Here is an 18,550-nt window from a genome sequence, read left to right on the forward strand (position 1 = left end):
AAAAATCAAAAGTCAACAAAAACCAAGCGTCCATTTGTTATACTTTCAGCTTCCTCCTGCCCATCATATAATAAATTGGGATGCCCAATATGATAATGATAAGCCCTGGCCAAGTAAAGGTGGGTTGATAAATCAACAAACCTACGCAAATGGTCAAGGCAGCTACAATGTATACGGCGGGTAGTACTGGATATAAAAATGCTTTATATGGCCGCGCTAGATCTGGCTTTTTGACCCTGAGAACAAAAATCCCCAAAATGGTGAGCGCATAAAAAATAAGCACCACAAAGATAACGTAGTTGAGCAAATCGCCGTACTTGCCGGTAAGACATAAAATGGATGCCCATAGCCCTTGTGCCCAAAGCCCCCAAGCTGGCACTTCAAAACGATTGAGCCTTCCAGCTTGTTTTAGAAAGACACCATCTTGCGCCATGGTATAATAAACCCTAGCACCGGATAAAATAAGCCCATTGTTGCATCCGAAAGTAGATACCATGATCATGATCGCAATGATATAAGTACCTGCATTTCCAAAAATGGCGTTCGCGGCAGATACAGCAACCCTATCGGCAGGAGCAAAGGCGATATCATTTAGGCTAAGGGTGGCCAGGTACATCAGATTGGTAGACACATAGATAATGGTCACGATCAACGTTCCAAGGAATAAGCTCAACCCAATATTTCGCTGTGGGTTTTTGATCTCACCGGCTATAAAAGTCACATTGTTCCAGGCATCGCTGGAAAACAAGGAACCGACCATAGAGGAGACTATTCCTGCGAACAAGGCAGCACCAGCGACTGGAACCCATTCGGCAGACGCAAAATCCCAAGTCATGGCCTGCCACCCCATACTCCAGTTCTGTTCCCAAATCCTGGCGTTAAAAGCTGCCACAAGCCCGAGCACCGTCAATCCCAGCAAGGAAAGAATTTTCACCACGGTAAAAATCGTCTGCAAAACTTTCCCATTCTTTACACCCCGCGTGTTGAACCAAGTAAGCAATAATATAGTGAATATGGAGAGCACTTGGGCCGCATTAAGCTTGAAAAAGCCCAAATCCAAAAGGATATGTTCATCACTCACCACCGGAAACAGATAAGCCGTAAACTTGGCAAATGCTACCCCCACTGCCGCTATCGTACCGGTCTGAACAACGGTAAACAAGGCCCAACCGTACAAAAACGCAACAATTTTGTTATAGGCTTCGCGCAAGTAAACATACTGGCCTCCAGCTTTTGGAAACATGGCCGAAAGCTCGCCATAGCTTAACGCGGCCGTTAATGTAATGAGGCCAGTAATCAACCAAATTAAAATAAGCCATCCCGCACTACCCACATACCTCACGATATCGGCACTTACTATAAAAATCCCGGAACCTATCATGGATCCCACTACCAGCATGGTAGCGTCCAACAAGCCAAGTTCCCGTTTCATTCCTTCATTTTCGCTTATTTCACTCATATAGATTTGATTAATATTTAGTTTGATTACCCATTGAGCGACGAATATATAAATTAAAATAGAAAAGTGTACAAAACTCAATAACAGTTCCATTTAAACTAGCTAAAACATAAAACTATTAGCAACAAAAGCCTTTTCATCCCAAAAAACAAGAAGCAAACCAAGCATAGTGTATCCAAAACACTTTCCACCTCCCTTAAAAAAGAAATTAGTAAACAAAAAAACATGTATTTTGAAATAAAAATTGTAGGTTTGGCTCTCATATTGATTTTCAACAGAAACAAACAACACATAACAAAAAAATCACAACTGAAAAAGTTAGCAAAAGCTAAATTCAAATCACTATATGTTATACAAAAAATCTATTCCAGCATTAATTGAAGAGGCTAAGGCCAGTGGAGAAGGAACACTAAAAAGAACACTCTCGAGCTATAATTTAGTAGCCCTCGGCGTTGGGGCTATCATAGGAGCTGGTTTGTTTTCGTTAACGGGCATAGCCGCCGCAGACAATGCCGGCCCTGCCGTTATTCTTTCGTTTATTGTTGCTGCTGTTGGCTGTGGTTTTGCCGGACTTTGCTATGCAGAATTTGCCTCTATGATACCAGTAGCGGGAAGTGCCTACACGTATTCATATGCCACTATGGGCGAATTTGTGGCTTGGATTATAGGATGGGATTTGGTACTCGAATATGCGTTAGGTGCCGCCACGGTTGCTTCAAGCTGGTCACAGTATTTTTCGGATTTCATGGCCCATCTGGGCATGGAGATTTCTAGCAGTTTCCTACATGGTCCTTGGGAAGGTGGAATCATCAATCTCCCAGCTATCGTCATTGTTTGTCTTTTGTCTCTTTTACTGATGAGGGGGACGGAAGAGAGCTCTTTGGTAAACAATATCTTGGTCGTAGTAAAAATCATCGTAGTACTGGTTTTCATTGCTCTGGGCTGGAAGTTTATAGATCCCGCCAATCACACCCCCTTCATCCCTGCCAATCCGGGTGAAGACGCTGTAAAAGCTGGCGAACTGGGTTTCTTCCAATTTTTTGGCAGCCCAGATTTCGGGCATTTCGGTATTAGTGGCATACTAAGAGGCGCAGGCGTAGTGTTTTTTGCCTTTATTGGTTTTGACGCTGTCAGCACGGCCGCTCAAGAAGCAAAAAACCCTCAGAAGGGAATGCCAATAGGCATCATAGGATCCCTAATTGTATGTACTTTGCTTTACGTGCTCTTCTCTTATGTAATGACAGGATTGAGAAACTATACCTTATTTGATGGAGATGCTAGCCCCGTTGCTTCGGCTTTTGCTACTACAGGCTACACCTTCTTGAATATGTTCCTTATCATCGCCATATTGGCTGGCTACACGTCCGTGATATTGGTCATGTTGTTAGGACAGAGTCGTGTATTCTATACGATGAGCAAGGACGGCCTGCTACCAGCATTCTTTTCAGACCTGAGCAAAAAACAAACTCCCTGGAAAACGAATCTTATATTCATGATTTTCGTGAGTGTTTTTGCTGGCTTCGTTCCTGTATCGGATCTGGGTCATATGGTGAGCATCGGTACATTGTTTGCTTTTTCATTGGTCTGCATAGGGGTGATTATACTTCGGAAAACAGATCCCCATTTGGCTAGGCCTTTCAAAACACCGCTTGTTCCTTTGGTACCTATATTGGGCATCGTCGTTTGCGTCACTATGATGGCGTCGCTTCCCATAGAGAGTTGGGAGCGATTGGCTATATGGATGGCTCTGGGCATTATCATCTACTTCCTTTATGGAAAGAAACACAGCAAGGCTCGTTTGGCACATGAAGCCAAATAAGCTCCTTTTGTAGTACAAAAAAAATATTCTAAGAGCTATAGCCTTTCCGGTTATAGCTCTTTATATTTCCTGAAGCCTCTAACGCTGCCAATCAGTTATTTTCTACAATTTCTTTTCGCTTAACCCATTCCGAAATACTATCGTTTTTTCATTCATTGACATTCAAAAAAATATACTACCTTTGCCGGCCATAAAAACAAGTATATATCATATATTTACCTTGTTTTCAAGCACTTTAAATAATTAATAGCGATGAAGCCGTTATATTTTGATTTCAAGGAAATCCTTTCTGTCACCATGATTTTGTTTGCCATGATAGATATCTTGGGCAGTATCCCCGTCATTATAGACTTGAGGCAAAAGGCTGGAAAAATAGAATCGGAGAAAGCAAGTATCGTTGCTTTGGTGTTGATGGTCGCTTTTCTGTTTGTAGGGGAGAGTCTATTACATCTTATAGGAATAGATGTCGCATCCTTTGCAATAGCGGGTTCGTTGGTGATTTTTATCATTGCCATGGAAATGGTATTGGGAGTGGATTTCTTCAAAGGCGATTCGTTCGAGACAGCTTCCATTGTGCCTCTCGCATTTCCGTTGATAGCAGGTGCAGGCACCATGACCACGATCTTATCTCTGAAATCGGAATACTCCACACCCAATATTATCATTGGGATATTGATCAATATAGGCATCATCTACCTGGTACTGAAAAACACTTATCGCCTCGAAAAAATCTTGGGAAAGACAGGGCTTGCAGTACTCCGCAAAGCTTTTGGAATCATCTTGCTTGCCATAGCCATCAAATTGTTCAGGACGAATACTGGACTCTAACACAAGTCTAATTCGGGTCAAAAAACCTTTTTGTAGGGTGAATTGCCCTCTTATTGGAGCTTTTTGTAAAAAAAATTGTATTTTTCCCTGTTTGTTAATTACAAAGTCAGCTAAACTACTTCTATGGAATTATACTATACCTTTTCCGTACTTATAGTCCTATCGGCTATCTTTTCTTATGTCAACGAGCGCTTTCTACGGCTGCCTGCCACTATTGGCGTCATGGTAATCGCGCTTCTAATATCTCTAGGCCTAATCCTTACAGATAAGATGATCCCCCACATCTTTGAAGAATTTTCGGGTTTCATATCAAACATCGACTTCACAGAAGTACTCATGGGCGCCATGCTGAACTTTCTGTTATTTGCGGGAGCCATACATATCCACCTGAGCGACCTTAAGGAACAAAAGGCTCCCGTCATTGTCTTCTCAACTGTCAGTGTCATCATAAGCACTTTTGTGGTGGGTTTTCTACTGTTCTACGTATTACAATGGTTGAATATGGGCATTCCCCTCATTCAATGCTTGGTTTTCGGTGCCCTAATATCGCCTACTGACCCCATTGCCGTGCTAGGAATTCTAAAACAAGCAGGTGTCCCCAAGTCCTTGGAGACCAAAGTAGCTGGAGAGTCCCTTTTCAACGATGGCGTGGCCGTAGTGGTCTTTATCATCATGCTATCCATTGCCCAGGGGCAAGATGTGGACCTTTCCGTAGGCAGCGTCACATGGCTTCTAGTGAAAGAAGCCCTAGGCGGTGTCGGATTGGGATTACTTTTGGGTTTTGTCGCGTCAACGGCTATTGGTAAGATAAACAACTATAAGGTAGAAGTATTGATTACGCTAGCTGTGGTGATGGGAGGACATCTAGTGGCCAAAGCCATGCACATGTCTGGCCCACTTGCTATGGTAACCGCAGGACTGGTTGTAGGCAATTATGGCAGAAAGGTGTCCATGTCGGAAGTTTCAAGGGAATACCTAGATAAATTCTGGGAGCTTGTTGACGAAATCATGAATGCGATTCTATTTCTCATCATCGGTTTCGAACTCATCGTTATCACCAATATAGGCGATTATTGGCTCATCGGCATCATATCGATCGCCATGGTCTTGTTGGCCCGCCTAGTATCTATCTTGCTACCCGTAAAGATTATCCCTATGAAAACCAAATTCAATAAGGCCACCATCACTATATTGGTTTGGGGAGGGTTGCGCGGAGGGGTTTCGGTAGCCCTGGCGCTATCCATAGACAATTACCTCAACAAAGAGCTTCTACTGTCCATTACCTACTATGTGGTGCTGTTCTCTATACTGGTACAGGGACTAACTATAGGCAAGTTGACCAATTACGCCAAGAAAATAGCACAACAGGACGAGGCTTGAGGAGCTAAGGTGTAGGGTATAAGGCAGGTTTCTCCTTCATTCCTTAAACCCTACACCTTATTTACCATTCTAGCCACAAACATGGTGTCTGCATGGTGTTGATAGCCCTTTAATACCTCCATATGGTCTACATGAAGTCCTAAGTGCTCTTCAAAATGGGCAACCTGCAGCTCATTCTCATCGGCATAGGCAGAACAAGTGATATAAATGAGAGGACATCCCTTTTTCAGATAGGGTACGGCATGAGCCACAATTTGACGTTGCAACTGCACAAAATGCTTCAACTGTTGTATAGAAAAACTACTCATCATCTCCGGTGTACGTGCCCAAGTTCCCGAACCCGAACAAGGAGCATCCACGATGATCCCGTCAAATCGTTCATTACCCAGTATGTGTGAGATATCTTTTGTGAGATCAAGCAGTTTTTTTCGGTAATCACTGATGCCTACCTTTTCAAAGCGTTCGTCCAAATTACGCAGTATACTTGCTCGTACATCTGACACCAACAAGTTAACAGTAGGCACTTTCTGTTTGAGAAGCAGAGATTTGCCACCAGAAGCAGCGCAGGCATCCCACCACCGTTCACCGGCTTTGGCACCAAAGAAACGGTGGGTTTGCTGGCTGGAATAATCCTGAACCTGAAACTTCCCCTGTATTTCTCTTATTTGATCGAGAGGTGCACCGTTGGCCAAGACCAAGGTTTCGAGGGCCCATTCATCAAAAGCAATTCCCTTTTCTCGAAGTATGGACACGACATATGCTTTGTCATCAGGCAGAACCCTAATGAACAAATAAGGCTGCCCTAAGTGATTTTCCACAAAAGCAGTGCTATCAATGGACGCAGATAGACGTTCCCTAAACGGAAAAATCCGATCGGCTTGAAAGCCAAAACGCGAACATGCCATTTCGAGTTTCTCTTGCTTTGTTAAGGCAAGATAAGGCATTAGTTCTGGGTACAGAACCGACAATAGGTCACTCTCTTCGGCACATAGGAACTCTGCACAGCACAACCTATCTTCCATGGAAGAATCCTCGCCCAAAGCCCCACCTATCCGAAATAGGTGATAAATCCACCGAGAAGCCTGACGTCTATCCTTGGACCCCATTTGTTTGTTTTCCCTGAAATAAGCGGATAAGTAAACAGATAGAGGCTGTGCTTGGCTATAGCCATCCACCATTTGCTTAAAACGGTGGAGCTGGGACATTATTCTTTTGTTTTGGGAAGACATGACTTACATCTTCCCCTTAAGTAGCTTGAATTCGCTCCCAACAAACCGTAAAAGCTGTATAGAAGTATTAACATAGCCTTGTCCTTCCAGAAACCTAAACCTAAAACCTGTAGAAATCCCTTGCGACTCCTCATCTAGGATATGAGTGGTTAAATCATCTTGAGAATGACGATTCAATAGTTCTCCGAAGTACCGTCCAGTATCATACCCTTTATAAGCATACTCTGATGCTCTTATGCCAAACTGTTTCTCGTAAATAGCGGAAAACTTTCTGGCGTTACTAGCTCTTTCATCAACGTAAAAGGAAGTGCTGATGGTTGTTTGTAACTGCGATAGATACGTATGATCCAAATCTGATAATTTCGCCCAATTGGGATGGCCTATCAAAACAATATCGTAAGACCTTTCAACCTTCAACTCAGCAAGCTTTGCAAGCAAAGGACTTATCGCAAAAGGATTGGTCGAGCCACACAGAACGAAACTCTTACCAGACACGCGCATATTCAATTCCAGACCATCTAAATCCGATATGTTGTCTGTAGCGATTCCTTTGGCTTGCAAGGCATATTTTATGGGGTAAAGAAATTTCTCGCTGTCGGCGTCTCCCAAATCGTAGCAGAACACCTGATCGCCAGGCTTCAAGCTTGCGGCCAATTGCTGGCTAATCCATTCGGCATGCATTTCCAATGTTGGTGTGACAGTGACCACTCTTTCCACATGTGCCAAATCTGGCACGCTTGCAGCCAAAGGAGAAACCTGCAAAATATTGGAGCTTGGGCTGATCGCACTATTGAAACTCTTTAATTCCGATGGAAAAACCGGACCAACGATCAGCTTGGCGTCCCTAACTTCTCCACTTTGTGCCAACCTGCTCACTTGTTGAGCATTGTCTCTACTGTCCAATACATTCAGCCTAAAATAAGCGCCCTTATCTGACAGATCATCCAGCGCCAGCCTAAAGCCTTGATAGAAATCTAATGCCAGTGCGGCCCGATCTGCATCCTGCATGGAAGGTGCGCCTCCCCTCACCTTATCAAGTTGAAAGGGCATCAATAAGGCTATCGTCTCCGGAGCTCTTACCGCTGGCTCCTCTTTCTCGACCTCTTCTTCTGTTGGCTCCTTTGGTTTCTCTACAGGCTGCTTTTTGGGTTCATCCCGTTGCAATACCCTACGGCTGGAACAAGCACCAAGCGTGAGCAATACAAATACGAAAACAAAAAAACTATTCCCATTCAATGGTAGCCGGTGGCTTTGAACTGATATCGTAAACAACACGGTTTATTCCTTTAACATGATTAATGATTTCATTGGATATTTTCGCCAACAACTCATATGGTAGGTGAATCCAGTCGGCCGTCATACCGTCCAGGGAGCCTACGGCCCTTAAACAAATAACATGCTCATATGTTCGCTCGTCTCCCATCACACCTACAGATTGTACTGGCAAAAAAATTGCTCCCGCCTGCCACACCTTGTTGTACCAGCCGGATTCACGCAGATTGCGTATATATATGGCATCAGCATCCTGCAAAATCCGTACCTTTTCTGCCGTGATATCTCCCAATATCCGTATGGCAAGACCAGGACCAGGAAAAGGATGTCTACCCAAAATCAAAGGATCTAAACCTAAGGCAGCCCCAACTTTTCTTACTTCATCTTTGAAAAGTGTATTTAAAGGCTCCACCACTTTCATCTTCATAAAGTCGGGCAGTCCACCTACATTGTGATGCGATTTGATTGTCGCCGAAGGCCCCTTGACCGATACGGATTCGATGACATCAGGATAAATGGTTCCCTGCCCCAGCCATTTCACTTCTACCCCATTCGGCAACTCGAGTTGTACCTCGTGGGCAGCATCGTCAAACACATCGATAAATGCACCACCTATAATCTTGCGTTTTCTTTCCGGATCTTTCACTCCCGCCAATAGACCGTAAAAGCGCTCCTTGGCATCCACACCCTTGATATTAAGCCCCATATCCTTATAGGATTCGAGTACCTGCTCAAATTCGTCTTTGCGCAGCAGGCCATTATCTACAAATATACAATGTAGGTTTTTTCCTATGGCTTGATGCAAGAGCATGGCCGCGACCGACGAATCAACACCCCCAGAAAGAGCCATAATTACATGGTCGTTTCCAATCTTGCTTTTCAGATCGGCTATGGTGGTCTCTATAAATGTATCGGCGGTCCAATCCTGAGAGCAACCGCAGATATTTACAACAAAATTGGCAATCAAAGTCTTACCATCCTCACTATGGGTCACCTCTGGATGAAACTGTATCCCATACGTATCGGTATTCTTGACATGGTACGCTGCCACGCGCACCTTATCGGTGCTGGCAATGATCTCAAAAGTTTCCGGCACGTGTTTTATGGTGTCGCCATGCGACATCCATACTTGTGAATTAACGGGAATATGCTTCAGCAGTGGGCTTGTTTCGTTCACGAAGAGAAGGTTGGCACGTCCATATTCCCTTATCTCCGAGGGAGCCACTTCTCCACCAGAATGCTGCGCTATGTATTGCGCTCCATAGCACACTCCTAGTAAAGGGTATTTCCCATGAAATTGTTGAAAATCTATTTGGGGAGCATCCGCTTGCCGTACCGAAGCAGGGCTTCCGGACAAAATAACTCCTTTTATGTATTCGTCAAATGCGGGAAGGTGATTGAACGGGTGTATTTCACAATACACATTTAACTCCCTGACTCGTCGCGCGATTAATTGTGTATACTGCGACCCAAAGTCAAGAATAATGATCTTTTCTTGCATGGGCCAAAGGTAGGAATTTTTTGGAAATTTACTCCACTACAACTCCCATGGCACAGAACTTATCAATACGCTCGCTTACAAGTTTGTCCACCTTCTTTTTGCCTAGCGATTTTAAATCTTTAACCAACACGCCTTTGAGCGTATCGGCCATTTGTTGAGGGTTTTGATGAGCTCCACCCAAAGGTTCTGGGATGATGCCATCTATCAAACCATTGCCATACATATCCTCGGCTGTGAGCTTCAGACATTCGGCTGCGCGCTCTTTATAATCCCAACTACGCCATAGGATAGAGCTGCAAGATTCGGGAGAAATGACCGAATACCAGGTATGCTCCAGCATATACACCTTATCACCCACTCCTATTCCTAATGCACCGCCAGATGCTCCCTCACCTATGATGACGCAAATGACGGGCACCTTCAGTACGGACATCTCCAACAGATTGCGTGCTATTGCCTCCCCCTGTCCACGCTCCTCCGCCTCTATACCCGGATATGCTCCCATGGTGTCGATTAACGTAATTACGGGTTTATTGAATTTCTCTGCCAAACGCATCAAACGCAAGGCCTTCCTATAACCTTCTGGATTGGCCATGCCAAAATTCCGAAACTGCCTTTCCTTGGTGTTTTTCCCTTTCTGGTGCCCGATGACCATGACCGACTCTCCATTGATAGAGGCAAAACCTCCAATGATTGCCTTATCATCACGTACGGTCCTATCTCCATGCAGCTCCACGAAATCCTCAAACATAAGGGAAATGTAGTCAAGTGTTTGCGGTCTCTCTGGATGACGAGACATTTGTACTTTTTGCCAGCCTGACATATTGCTGTACACTTCTTTCTTGGCCTCTTCCAACTTCGCCTCCAACTCGGTCAAAGTAGCAGACATATCCACTTTGGTTTTTTCAGCCACTTGATTTACTTTTTCTATCTGTAATTGCAAATCGGCAATAGGTTTTTCAAAATCAAAAGTCGTCTCCATAAAGCAATTTTGGGGTGGCTAAGGTACGTATTTTTTTATTAAAAAAGGCACCCCTCTTCACAGAGTGTGCCTTCTATAGAACTTAATAGGCTGAAGAATCAGATCGTCAGCCCAACAAAACAGTAAACTACCCTCTATCAAAAGTGATTTTCGGTATATGTTTATCGATATCCCATGCTCCAGTCCCTTCCTCTCCAATCACATCGAACAGCTCTATGGCGCGACGCATGGTATATTCTTCCTCCACTTGCTCTTCCAAGAACCATTGTAAGAATTGAAAGGTCACAAAATCCTTTTCCTTGAAGCAAAGGTCGGCCAGATTGTTAAACTGCTTAGTCACGTGCATCTCCTGCTCCAAGGCCTGTTCAAACACCGACCTGAACGATTCAAAGTCCTGAGGTACATTTACTACTTCTGGAGAAACAGCTTTCCCCCCCCTGTTTTTTACATAATGAAAAATCTTCATCATGTGGGCACGCTCTTCATCAGCTTGTTCCAGAAAAAAATCCGAACTGAAATCATAACCCTGATAATCGCACCAAGATGCCATAGCCAAATAAATAGAGGACGAGTGTGCTTCTACTTTTATCTGCGCGTTTAAGGCGCTTTCTATTTTCTCTCCTATAGAGGTTTTTAATCCTATCAAATCTTTCATATTGCTATTTCGTATCGTTTCAAAAAAATTTATCTCGGCAAATTCCTTGCCTCAAATCTCATAGTACAAAGATAACTACTATGTCAATCAAGAAAAAGCGGAAAAAGCAATACAAATTCAATCTAAATTATACTGAAATACAGTATCTTAAGATCAATTATAAATAAGGGACTGGATATGTTAATTGTGACTAACCATTGGCTTATCTGTCAAACAAGCTTTCAATAGACTATTTAACTCGAGCATAAACATAGCTCCTTGCAAAATCTCCTTCAATGCCAGTAATTGCGTAACATCTAAAAGGAAACAACGTTGAGTACGAAAGGGCATCAATAGCGTATAATCCGATGCGCGAGAAGAATCAATGAGCATATCTTCCAAATCGATTTGATCGACAGTTTTCTTAAATTGAAGAAAATCCTGTACCCGAAAGGCGGTATGGTTACCTGCAAACTCCAGCCAAAAACAGTTTTTGTTATTACACTGGAGTACAGCACCGTCCTTCGTTCTATAAACCTCTTCTAATTTAACTAATTCGCAGATCATAAAGATACTATCTCATTTCGTTTGGCGAAGTTAGCAATTATCTATAATCAGTCCAAATAAAATATTGTTTTTCGTATAATCTCTATCGAGGTAGAATTAGCGACCAAAGAATAGCTGGAGAAAACACATCAATTCAGCACTGACAGTGAGCAGGTCATAACCTTATATTATCCCAAAATCAAAGGAAGGTTCGCTATCGAAAGAGAAAGGCATAGCTCTACGTTTCTTCGTGCCATCAACTACAAGGGGAAACTGGAAATGGGGAAAGATATCAATTGGCATTAGGAAACATGGACAGTGTTAGCCTGCGTTTATGGCAGTTCCCTTCTTGGGACTTGTGGGCACAAAGTCCTTAAGATAAAAAGGATCGAAATATGCAGTGTCTTCCGTCTCCCCTTTCAAAAGTTTTTGATAAGCCAGATGGACACCATATTGTGCAGAGCACCTAAAGTGCTCAAACACCTCTACAAGAGCATCGTTCTCAAACAGGGGAGCAAATTTGTCGGCACCGTCGCCAAACAATATAAGCTTCTTTCCCTTATACAATAGCCCCTCAAAACTATTTCTGTCAATAATACGAGCAGATATTGGCTCCATTTGATTCAGTTGGCTATCGTAGCTAGCGGAATACACCTCCATCCTTCTGGCATCGATCATAGGCAACAACCATGCATTGGACAATTTTAAGCCCGTTTTGTTCGCATACTCTACAAACCCGCAAGCCAGCAAGCTCAATGAATCTACCGACAAAAGTGGAATATCCGCTCCGTAACAAAGCCCTTTAGCCGTCGCTACACCGATACGCAACCCTGTATACGAACCTGGTCCTTTACTCACAGCTATAGCAGCCAAATGCCGCAAAGAGATATTGGCATCCTTGAGCAAATCCTGTATAAGCAAGGTGAGGTGCGAAGCATGTGCATTTACCTCATTTATTTCTTTTACAGATACAAGCTGTCCGTGATCACTTAATGCAACCGAACAAACTTGAGTAGCCGTTTCTATATGGAGAATCTTCATTGCGTAAAACCTAACAGGCATTAAGGTAAAGGATCGTGGCCATGTCCGCCCCATGGATGACATCTTCCTATGCGCTTAAGGGTCAACCATCCACCTTTAAAAGGGCCATATTTACTTATGGCTTCTAATGCATACTGTGAACAAGTAGGAGTATAACGACAGGAGCCTGGAAATAGCGGGGAGATCAGCAACTTATAAAGCTTGATAAGCACAACTAAAAGAAAGCTCAATGGAGCCTTAATGATTCTCTGCCATATAAATGCGCATATACTCATCTTTCATTCTTTCCAATGCCAGTTTCATCTTGCGGCTTATCGTATTAGAATCCAATAATTCTTTTCCGATATAATGGATCGACAGCAGCAAGACTCCTTTGCCCGAAGGCAAAAATCCGTAAACAGCAGCCGCTTTGTTCATCCTATACGCTTCCCGCATTCTCCGCTTGAGCAAATTACGGTGAACTGCCTTCTTGAACTTTTTCTTTGGCACAGAGATGATGACTTGTGCCAAGGCTCCACTAGGCGATTCTTCCCTAAGGTTAAGAAAAGAAATTCGAAAAGGATACAAAACGAAAGAGGATCCCCTGCTAAATAGCGCTCGTATCAAGCGCTTGTTACACAGGCGTTCCTCTTTCTTAAATGTATACTCACCCATTAGCGCTATTCTTTCTAGTATCATGCTTCTTGATAAGGAAGCATGTTGCGCCCTAGATTAGTCAGACGACGACCTAGACTAGAATTTGTGGCGGCGCTCGTCTGAAACGGTCAATTTCCTTCTGCCTTTTGCTCTTCTAGAAGCCAAGACCCTTCTGCCGTTGGCAGTAGCCATACGCTCTCTAAAACCATGCTTGTTTTTTCTCTTGCGTTGCGAGGGTTGAAATGTTCTTTTCATCTGTATATCTTTTTATTAATTTCCAAGCCTTTATTCCTATCTTCACTAAAATATAAAAACAGGAACGCAAAGGTAAGGCTTTAACAAGTAAAGTTCAAATAATTTTACACAAAACTTCTTTCACCCCCACTTATTCATTATAATTGTACACTATGGGAACTATATACCGCGCAAAAAACATCAGAAAGGTCATATGCCTGGCCGCAATCTCACTTTTATACACAACGCTTATCGTTGCTCAAAACAAAAACAAACATTACAAAATTTACGATACCAGACAACAAGAGGAAATAACACTCAGTGAACTTGCTTCCCGCCTCAATGAGAGCGACGTTGTGTTTTTCGGCGAAGAACACGATGACTCCATCACGCATACTTTGCAGTACGCACTCTTCAAGAATCTACACGAAAACAACAACAATATAACACTATCGCTCGAAATGTTCCAAAGCGACATACAGCTCATATTGGATGAATACCTAGCGGGGATTATTAAGGAAACCAACCTGTCAAAAGACGGACGACTCTGGGCCAACTATTCGGATTATAGACCTTTGATAGAATACGCCAAAGAGCTGGGTATTCCCGTCATTGCCGCAAATGCACCGTCGCGCTACACCAACTTGGTGTCTCGCGAAGGATTAACCGCTCTAGAAAAACTAAGCAAAACAGCAAAAAATTACTTGGCCCCCATTCCAATCGACACCTTAACAGGGGCCTATTATGATAATTTCGCTCTATTACTGGGAGGCCATGAAAACATGGGATCCATGAAAATTTATCAAAGCCAAAATCTCTGGGATGCTACCATGGCCTACCGCATTGCCCAATGGTCAAAAAAGCATAAGTCCAATATCATCCTACATTTGAACGGTAGATTCCATAGCGACGAAAAACTGGGCGTAATGGCGCAGTTGAAGAAGTATCGCCCAAAATTGAAATCGATCAACATCTCCGCCTTCAAACACGAAGATATCAAATCCCCAAGATGGCAGGATTTTGAACATCTTGGGGATTACATCATACTTACCGAAAAACCAATAGGAGGAGTAAAATGAGATTAGTCGAATGCCACGGTCGATTAAGGTTTTGCCTTCAGCAAATCTCTGATCTCAGCAAGTAATACCTCTTCTTTACTTGGTGCAGGAGGGGCTGTGGGAGCTGCCTCCTCTTTCTTCTTCAAACTATTTACTCCCTTGATAATCAAGAACAACGCTATTGCCACAATCAGGAATGAAATTACCTGAGACAAAAAGTTGCCATATGCAATGGCCGTCCCAGGAATCTTCAAATCGGCCAAATTGTCTAAATTTGCAGCTGTAAGTGCCGGCGTGAGTATAGCAGGAGTTATGATGTCGTCCACCAAAGAAGAGACTATCTTACCAAAAGCACCGCCGATGATAACACCTACCGCAAGATCAATAACGTTGCCACGCATGGCAAACTCTTTAAATTCCTTAACAAATCCCATAAATCAACAATGTTTAATTTTATTCCCCAAAAAATAATTTAAGCAAACTTAGACAAGTTACTTTTTATATGCAAGTTAAAAAGCAACTGAAATGGCTCCTCTTTTCCATCTTTCACCAAGACCGCTTAACCCAAATGGAGAAAAAACCAAAAGAAACAAAAAAATAATTACCTTAAACTATTCTAAGTATCTATACGTTTCATGTGTAATAGATTACAAGGTAGCAATGCTAAGACGTGAAACAGCGCATATACCTATCCTTAGAACTTTTACTCAGGCTAAATGTTTTTTGAGGAAAATTTATGCTTGTTTTCATGTAAATTTGCGCCAATATCACAATTTATGCTAAAACAAAGCTTACAGCAAAAATTACTTCAGAAACTCTCACCTCAGCAGATTCAATTTATAAAACTGCTGCAGGTTCCTACTGTTTCATTAGATGCCCGCATCAAGGAAGAGCTAGAGGAAAACCCAGCTCTGGAAGATGCTAGCCTCGCAAACATGAACGACAGTCAAGAAGAATATCCAGACAAAGACCCTGACGAACAGTTCGAGGAATCCATGGAGGCCGATGAATTCAACGTGGACGACTATATCCAAGATGACGATATTAACGATTATGGCAATCAATTCAACAATAATGAAGACGAAGACGATCGCAAAGAGATGCCCGTTGCCATTCAGAATTCTTTTTTCGAAAACTTGCAACAGCAACTCGACCTATTGGCTTTAGACGATCGAGATTACCTTATTGGACAGCAGATCATAGGAAGCTTGGACGACGATGGCTATCTACGCAGACAGCTTGTGTCATTGATAGATGACTTGGCATTCTCCCAAAACGTGATGGCCTCTGAAGGAGAGTTTGAGGAAATGCTTAAGATTATCCAGGGCTTCGACCCTGCCGGTATTGGGGCCAGAGACCTACAGGAGTGCCTGCTCATCCAATTGAGGCGAAAGGATCCCGAAAACCCCATCATCAAAGATGCTATTATGGTCGTAGAGAATTATTTGGATGAATTCACAAAAAAACACTACGACAAGCTAGAGCGCTCGCTCAATATCAATTCAGATCAACTGAAGCTAATTGTAGATGAGATACTGAAACTCAACCCCAAGCCGGGAGATTCTGGGGCTGTGGCCGGAAAGCAATTGCAAATCATTCCCGACTTCCATATTACCAATAACGATGGCATATTGATATTGACGCTCAATGCCCGAAATGCACCGGAACTAAAGGTCAGTAGGTCCTATCAGGAAATGTTTGACCATTACGACAAATCTTCCCAAAAGGACAAAAAGATGAAAGAGGCTGTGCAATTCGTAAAGCAAAAGCTGGATTCAGCTAAATGGTTTATTGATGCCATCAAGCAAAGGCAGCAGACGCTCCTAAAGACCATGAATGCCATCATGAACTATCAGTACGATTATTTTCTCACTGGAGATGAAAGAAATCTGAGACCGATGATCTTAAAAGACATTGCCGACAAGATCGACATGGACATCTCTACGGTGTCGCGGGTTGCCAATTCCAAATACGTTCAAACGGAGTTTGGCACTTTTCTGCTTAAATCATTCTTTTCCGAAGCCATACAAACCGACAGCGGAGAGGAAGTTTCTAACAAAGAAGTGAAGAAAATACTGGAAGAGTGCATAGCCAACGAAGATAAGAGAAAACCCTTGGCAGATGAGAAACTGACCGAAATATTGAAGGACAAAGGCTATTCCATTGCCCGACGAACGGTAGCGAAATATCGGGAAGCCATGAATATTCCCGTTGCGAGGTTGCGTAAGGAACTCTAGGGCTTGTAATCCAAAGGAAGTAGCGTAGCCATCGTGGAATACCAGGCCCAGTATATGCCCGAAAATAGGTTATGAGGTTCATAATAATTGCCTGACTGGTCTATGTAGATAGGACTGTCTTTTGCGTGTATTTTTAGGGTAGAAGTTGGGGGCGCGGGTTCACGTCTCGGTCTTACAATCTGTTGATAGTATATAGGGTCTTCAGTACCACTTCGAGCAATTATATACAGGTAATCGTCAAATGATAGACTTTTGACCCCATCAACTACCGATGACACGATGCTATCTACCGTCAGTGGCTTTTGAAAGTTCACATAATCCATTGTATCGGGCTGCCGAAGAACAGTTCTATAGTAATCTAGTGAGTCATGGGCTATATCTTTTGCTGTGTCATCTGTCTTCACCGGTACTGTGTCCCTCTCCCCTTTAGTAACTATCCTTAAATTCACGCCTCCACCCGCTAACAGGCTTGGAGGTATCCGCATGGCTTTGACACGCTTTTTTTCATCATTTGCGATACGATACATCCTATAGATTTCAAAATCTCCGTCTAAGACGCCTTGGTATAGGGATCTAAAGAAATGCATCATAGATCCGCGATAAGCAAACTCTCTATTACGATGGTACCGTTTCAATATCCGCTCACTACCACCGAGCTCCTCAAACTTGGGATATCCCATATAAAATTGGACCCCTGACCTATAATCGATATAAAACTCTTCCAGCAAATAAGTAACCTTATAACCTAAAGCTTTATTTTCTACAACTAGTGGCTCAGTAGATGTGACAGTCAATCGCCTTTTATCGCTATCATACGAGAATCTCAGGGATTTATAATTGATAAGCTTGCATTGCTTCGAAAAGGAAGAAGTACCAATAAAAACATCCAAAAAGGTCTTTCCCCAACGCTCCCACATAGACTTGCTGTATCCAGAGATATCCACTTCCTTCAATTGCAGACTCCTTACGCTCATTTTTATTCGTCGAGGCGCTACCGGGGCATCTCCTATATCCACCACAAATGCCAGTGTTTGATATCCCAGCAAAGACACCACTATTTCATGCCGTCCCTTTGGCAAATTTCGCAAGGAAAAACTTCCTTCACCATTCGAACTAGCACCATAGGTTGTATTGTTGACAAATATACTCGCCCCTACCAATGGCTCTTCTGTCTCGGCGTCGACCACTTTGCCCGAGAGGGTATTTCGCTCTTGAGCTAGCAGGGAACCCATTAGAAACAAGTTCATTAACACTGCGGTCCAAAAATTCATATTCAAATATACGAACTTTTCGTAGAAAGCAAAAAAACGGAATGCAATTCCTTCAAGATACAAACCAGACTCATCTTAATTGGTTATCCAATTGGGAGCGGACATCCTATATGTAAGCTCATTTTTTTTCACTACTGACCGACAAAAAATAATTTAAGGAGCTGCCATATCTGGCAAGCTCCTTTTTTCATATTTTGGTTTTACGACAAACTAAAAATATGAGTGATAAAAATACAGAAAAGAAATTAGTCGGTCAGCCAATCTTCAAACAATTATTAGGTTTTATTCCAAGGAACAAATTTGAGATGCTTGTGAGCAAGCACCGGTCTGACCGCTATTACAAGACCTTTGATTCATGGACACAACTCATGACGATGCTGTTCGGAATATTCAGCCGATGTGATTCTATGGGCGAGATCTGCG

At 42.9% G+C, this 18,550-nt stretch carries 19 protein-coding genes; 6 read left to right on the top strand and 13 right to left on the bottom strand.

The window, feature by feature from the left end:
- Window positions 1-37 precede the first annotated feature (37 nt).
- A complete protein-coding gene (locus tag A37S_RS0113250) occupies window positions 38-1,459 on the bottom strand; it encodes an APC family permease (RefSeq protein WP_028297405.1) in 1,422 nt (473 codons plus the stop codon).
- A 346-nt stretch (window positions 1,460-1,805) separates the two neighbouring features.
- On the opposite strand from A37S_RS0113250, the gene A37S_RS0113260 reads away from it, so the two are divergent.
- The 3 genes from A37S_RS0113260 (at window position 1,806) to A37S_RS0113270 (ending at window position 5,486) form a co-directional block, all read left to right on the top strand.
- On the top strand, window positions 1,806-3,278 hold the full coding sequence (locus A37S_RS0113260; RefSeq protein WP_028297407.1) for an amino acid permease: 1,473 nt from the start codon (window positions 1,806-1,808) through the stop codon (window positions 3,276-3,278).
- 252 nt (window positions 3,279-3,530) lie between these two features.
- Window positions 3,531-4,106, top strand: coding sequence for a MarC family protein (locus A37S_RS0113265; protein ID WP_028297408.1), 576 nt, complete (start codon window positions 3,531-3,533; stop codon window positions 4,104-4,106).
- 123 nt (window positions 4,107-4,229) lie between these two features.
- On the top strand, window positions 4,230-5,486 hold the full coding sequence (locus A37S_RS0113270; RefSeq protein WP_028297409.1) for a cation:proton antiporter: 1,257 nt from the start codon (window positions 4,230-4,232) through the stop codon (window positions 5,484-5,486).
- Between the two features lie 50 nt (window positions 5,487-5,536).
- On the opposite strand, the gene A37S_RS0113275 is transcribed toward A37S_RS0113270, so the two are convergent.
- From A37S_RS0113275 to rpmH, 10 genes are all read right to left on the bottom strand, one after another.
- Window positions 5,537-6,691: an RsmB/NOP family class I SAM-dependent RNA methyltransferase gene (locus tag A37S_RS0113275; RefSeq protein WP_245586379.1), complete on the bottom strand. Its 1,155-nt coding sequence runs from the start codon at window positions 6,689-6,691 to the stop codon at window positions 5,537-5,539.
- A 27-nt stretch (window positions 6,692-6,718) separates the two neighbouring features.
- Complete coding sequence (locus A37S_RS0113280; protein WP_028297411.1) at window positions 6,719-7,951, bottom strand: type 1 periplasmic-binding domain-containing protein; 1,233 nt, start codon at window positions 7,949-7,951, stop codon at window positions 6,719-6,721.
- Window positions 7,938-9,488 (bottom strand): glutamine-hydrolyzing GMP synthase, encoded by a 1,551-nt coding sequence (guaA, locus tag A37S_RS0113285; RefSeq protein WP_028297412.1) that lies wholly within the window; start codon window positions 9,486-9,488, stop codon window positions 7,938-7,940. Before guaA ends, A37S_RS0113280 begins: the two co-directional genes overlap by 14 nt.
- 28 nt (window positions 9,489-9,516) lie before the next feature.
- Complete coding sequence (locus tag A37S_RS0113290; protein WP_028297413.1) at window positions 9,517-10,470, bottom strand: acetyl-CoA carboxylase carboxyltransferase subunit alpha; 954 nt, start codon at window positions 10,468-10,470, stop codon at window positions 9,517-9,519.
- 127 nt (window positions 10,471-10,597) lie between these two features.
- Complete coding sequence (locus A37S_RS0113295; RefSeq protein ID WP_028297414.1) at window positions 10,598-11,125, bottom strand: ferritin; 528 nt, start codon at window positions 11,123-11,125, stop codon at window positions 10,598-10,600.
- Between the two features lie 180 nt (window positions 11,126-11,305).
- The gene (locus A37S_RS0113300; RefSeq protein ID WP_028297415.1) at window positions 11,306-11,671 is read right to left on the bottom strand and encodes a hypothetical protein; all 366 of its coding nucleotides are present in this window, start codon (window positions 11,669-11,671) and stop codon (window positions 11,306-11,308) included.
- Between the two features lie 300 nt (window positions 11,672-11,971).
- On the bottom strand, window positions 11,972-12,691 hold the full coding sequence (gene tsaB, locus A37S_RS0113305; protein ID WP_028297416.1) for a tRNA (adenosine(37)-N6)-threonylcarbamoyltransferase complex dimerization subunit type 1 TsaB: 720 nt from the start codon (window positions 12,689-12,691) through the stop codon (window positions 11,972-11,974).
- A 20-nt stretch (window positions 12,692-12,711) separates the two neighbouring features.
- Complete coding sequence (gene yidD, locus A37S_RS26705; RefSeq protein ID WP_084163898.1) at window positions 12,712-12,966, bottom strand: membrane protein insertion efficiency factor YidD; 255 nt, start codon at window positions 12,964-12,966, stop codon at window positions 12,712-12,714.
- Window positions 12,929-13,369: a ribonuclease P protein component gene (locus A37S_RS0113310; protein ID WP_245586380.1), complete on the bottom strand. Its 441-nt coding sequence runs from the start codon at window positions 13,367-13,369 to the stop codon at window positions 12,929-12,931. Before A37S_RS0113310 ends, yidD begins: the two co-directional genes overlap by 38 nt.
- A 54-nt stretch (window positions 13,370-13,423) precedes the next feature.
- Window positions 13,424-13,582 carry a 50S ribosomal protein L34 gene (gene rpmH / locus A37S_RS26710; RefSeq protein WP_084163899.1) on the bottom strand — a complete coding sequence of 53 codons (159 nt, stop codon included), beginning with the start codon at window positions 13,580-13,582 and terminating at the stop codon, window positions 13,424-13,426.
- A 152-nt stretch (window positions 13,583-13,734) separates the two neighbouring features.
- Between rpmH and A37S_RS0113315 the strand changes: the two genes are divergently transcribed.
- Window positions 13,735-14,640 carry a ChaN family lipoprotein gene (locus A37S_RS0113315; protein ID WP_051293164.1) on the top strand — a complete coding sequence of 302 codons (906 nt, stop codon included), beginning with the start codon at window positions 13,735-13,737 and terminating at the stop codon, window positions 14,638-14,640.
- A 23-nt stretch (window positions 14,641-14,663) separates the two neighbouring features.
- Here the strand turns inward: A37S_RS0113315 and mscL are convergent, their stop codons facing one another.
- Window positions 14,664-15,053, bottom strand: coding sequence for a large-conductance mechanosensitive channel protein MscL (gene mscL / locus A37S_RS0113320; RefSeq protein WP_028297419.1), 390 nt, complete (start codon window positions 15,051-15,053; stop codon window positions 14,664-14,666).
- Between the two features lie 342 nt (window positions 15,054-15,395).
- Between mscL and rpoN the strand changes: the two genes are divergently transcribed.
- A complete protein-coding gene (gene rpoN / locus A37S_RS0113330; protein ID WP_028297420.1) occupies window positions 15,396-16,856 on the top strand; it encodes an RNA polymerase factor sigma-54 in 1,461 nt (486 codons plus the stop codon).
- On the opposite strand, the gene A37S_RS0113335 is transcribed toward rpoN, so the two are convergent.
- A complete protein-coding gene (locus tag A37S_RS0113335; RefSeq protein WP_169719497.1) occupies window positions 16,853-18,103 on the bottom strand; it encodes a carboxypeptidase-like regulatory domain-containing protein in 1,251 nt (416 codons plus the stop codon). The genes rpoN and A37S_RS0113335 overlap by 4 nt on opposite strands.
- A 242-nt stretch (window positions 18,104-18,345) precedes the next feature.
- Between A37S_RS0113335 and A37S_RS26715 the strand changes: the two genes are divergently transcribed.
- Window positions 18,346-18,550, top strand: a 205-nt coding sequence (locus A37S_RS26715; protein ID WP_028297422.1) for a DUF4372 domain-containing protein, incomplete at its 3' end; no start/stop codon positions are given.

The organism is Olivibacter sitiensis DSM 17696, from assembly GCF_000427965.1.
Classification (GTDB): Bacteria; Bacteroidota; Bacteroidia; order Sphingobacteriales; family Sphingobacteriaceae; genus Olivibacter; species Olivibacter sitiensis.

Bases quoted from the DNA above. Each gene is read 5' to 3' on its own strand.
- guaA (WP_028297412.1), bottom strand. From the start codon at position 9,488: ATGCAAGAAAAGATCATTATTCTTGACTTTGGGTCGCAGTATACACAA.
- A37S_RS0113265 (WP_028297408.1), top strand. From the start codon at position 3,531: ATGAAGCCGTTATATTTTGATTTCAAGGAAATCCTTTCTGTCACCATG.
- A37S_RS0113300 (WP_028297415.1), bottom strand. From the start codon at position 11,671: ATGATCTGCGAATTAGTTAAATTAGAAGAGGTTTATAGAACGAAGGAC.
- A37S_RS0113260 (WP_028297407.1), top strand. From the start codon at position 1,806: ATGTTATACAAAAAATCTATTCCAGCATTAATTGAAGAGGCTAAGGCC.
- A37S_RS0113270 (WP_028297409.1), top strand. From the start codon at position 4,230: ATGGAATTATACTATACCTTTTCCGTACTTATAGTCCTATCGGCTATC.
- A37S_RS0113310 (WP_245586380.1), bottom strand. From the start codon at position 13,369: ATGATACTAGAAAGAATAGCGCTAATGGGTGAGTATACATTTAAGAAA.
- yidD (WP_084163898.1), bottom strand. From the start codon at position 12,966: ATGAGTATATGCGCATTTATATGGCAGAGAATCATTAAGGCTCCATTG.
- mscL (WP_028297419.1), bottom strand. From the start codon at position 15,053: ATGGGATTTGTTAAGGAATTTAAAGAGTTTGCCATGCGTGGCAACGTT.
- A37S_RS0113335 (WP_169719497.1), bottom strand. From the start codon at position 18,103: ATGAACTTGTTTCTAATGGGTTCCCTGCTAGCTCAAGAGCGAAATACC.
- rpoN (WP_028297420.1), top strand. From the start codon at position 15,396: ATGCTAAAACAAAGCTTACAGCAAAAATTACTTCAGAAACTCTCACCT.
- tsaB (WP_028297416.1), bottom strand. From the start codon at position 12,691: ATGAAGATTCTCCATATAGAAACGGCTACTCAAGTTTGTTCGGTTGCA.
- A37S_RS0113275 (WP_245586379.1), bottom strand. From the start codon at position 6,691: ATGTCCCAGCTCCACCGTTTTAAGCAAATGGTGGATGGCTATAGCCAA.
- A37S_RS0113315 (WP_051293164.1), top strand. From the start codon at position 13,735: ATGGGAACTATATACCGCGCAAAAAACATCAGAAAGGTCATATGCCTG.
- A37S_RS0113250 (WP_028297405.1), bottom strand. From the start codon at position 1,459: ATGAGTGAAATAAGCGAAAATGAAGGAATGAAACGGGAACTTGGCTTG.
- A37S_RS0113290 (WP_028297413.1), bottom strand. From the start codon at position 10,470: ATGGAGACGACTTTTGATTTTGAAAAACCTATTGCCGATTTGCAATTA.
- rpmH (WP_084163899.1), bottom strand. From the start codon at position 13,582: ATGAAAAGAACATTTCAACCCTCGCAACGCAAGAGAAAAAACAAGCAT.
- A37S_RS0113295 (WP_028297414.1), bottom strand. From the start codon at position 11,125: ATGAAAGATTTGATAGGATTAAAAACCTCTATAGGAGAGAAAATAGAA.